This window comes from Paraburkholderia sp. J67 (assembly GCF_905220265.1).
Taxonomy (GTDB): Bacteria; Pseudomonadota; Gammaproteobacteria; order Burkholderiales; family Burkholderiaceae; genus Paraburkholderia.
This window is the reverse complement of the sequence record NZ_CAJMZK010000068.1, coordinates 1-1,709: the sequence shown is the minus strand read 5'-3', so window position 1 is coordinate 1,709 and position 1,709 is coordinate 1. Positions and strand designations below refer to the sequence as shown.

Here is a 1,709-nt window from a genome sequence, read left to right as displayed (position 1 = left end):
CGCTTCGTACTGGCTGTCGTCGGCGAAGAGACCGCGCACCTGGCGCACCGTCTGGCCGAGATTCGCCTCGGCCTGCTGAAGCGCGATGCGCGAATCGGCCGGATCGAGCACGACGAGCGGGGCGCCGATCTTGACCGTCTGCGTATCGTCGGCGTTCACCGCGATCACGGTGCCGGTCACCTGCGGGGTGATCTGCACGACGTTGCCGTTCACATAGGCGTCGTCGGTGCTTTCCGAGAAGCGCGCGACGAGGAAGTAATAGAGGCCGTAGGCAATGGCTGCAATCACGATCACGAGGACCAGCAGCGTCATCATGCGCTTGCGCTTGCCGTTGTTCGCGTTCGCGTTCGCCTGCGGATTGGCCGCCGGTTGCTGAGGGGTGCTCATGGAAGGATCTCCCGATTCTTGCGTGCTGCTTGTTCAGTTATTGGTGTTCAGTTTGCTGCGGTCGCGGCGGGCGTCGACGAAGCCGGCGCGCTCCAGGGCGCATCGCGCCACGGGCCGCCGTTGACATCGCTCTGGCCGTTCACGGCTTTGCCGTCGCTGCCGACCTGCGAGGGTGCCACGAGATCCACTCCATGCGCCTCGTGCGCGTCGAAACCACCGCCCAACGCCTTGATGAGCGCCATCTGCTGGTCGCGGCGCTGTGCCTTGATATTCGTGACCGTCTGCTCGGAAGCGAGGCGGTTCTGGTCGGCATTGAGCACCTGCAACTGTTCCGAGAGGCCCGCCTTGTAGCGGATCACGGCGAGCTGATACGCCTTGCTCGAAGCGTCGAGCGCGTTCTGCGCATCGACGAGCTGCTTGTCGGCCGAGCGGATCGACGACACCGTGGTCGCCACGTCCTGGAATGCGCCGATCAACGTCTGGTTGTAGTTCGCCACGTCCAGATCGAAGTCGGCATAGCGGCCCTTCAACTGCGCACGCAATGCGCCCGCGTCGAAGATCGGCAGATGCACGGCCGGGCCGAACTGCGCCTGGCGGCTCGTGAAATTGAGGAATTTGCCCCAGCCGAAGGCGTCGAAGCCGAAGCCCGCTGCCAGGTTCACGTCCGGGTAGAACTCGGCCTTGGCTTCCTTGACGTCGTGCATCGCGGCTTCGACCTGCCAGCGCGCGGCGACGATGTCCGGACGGCGCGCGACCAGATCGGCGGGCAGGTTGTCGGGCAGCGCGACCTTGGCGGTCGGGTTGAGCACCGGATTGGCGATTTGCAGGCCGCGATCCGGACCCTTGCCGAGCAACGCGCCCAACTGGTAGCGCACGGTCTCGATCTGGCCGTCGATCTGCGAGAGATTCGCCTGGCTCGTCGCGATATTGCCGTTGGCGGTCTGACGCTCGACGTTGGTGTCGAGCCCCGCCGCCACGCGGCCATTCGTGATCGTGCCGATGGTCCTGCGGTTGTCGATTTCGCGCGAGGCGATGTCGCGCAACGCGTAGAGCTGCGCGAGCTGGTTATACGTGCGCGCGACCGAAGCGGCGAGCGTGATGCGCGCCTGTTCCATGTCGGCCTGTGCGGCACGTTGCGCCGAGACGGCCTGCGCGAGGCGCTGACGATTCTTGCCCCACAGATCCAGATCCCACGAGGCGCTGGCGAGCGCGTTGTTTTCGCTATACCAGGTCCCGCCGTACGGGGGCGGGAACAAGGCGTTGGCCGAATAAAGCTCGCGGGTCCACGAGTAGCTTGCGCTGACCTTGGGGGCGAGCGCCGA

General features: G+C 65.5%; 2 protein-coding genes. Both read right to left on the bottom strand.

The genetic code is table 11. The features are described 5' to 3' along the window. Positions 1 to 387, bottom strand: a 387-nt coding sequence (locus U5782_RS41135) for a biotin/lipoyl-binding protein (protein ID WP_322049604.1), incomplete at its 3' end; no start/stop codon positions are given. A 47-nt stretch (positions 388 to 434) separates the two neighbouring features. Then, positions 435 to 1,709 (bottom strand): efflux transporter outer membrane subunit (locus U5782_RS41130; protein ID WP_322049603.1); only part of this gene is annotated, 1,275 nt, incomplete at its 5' end.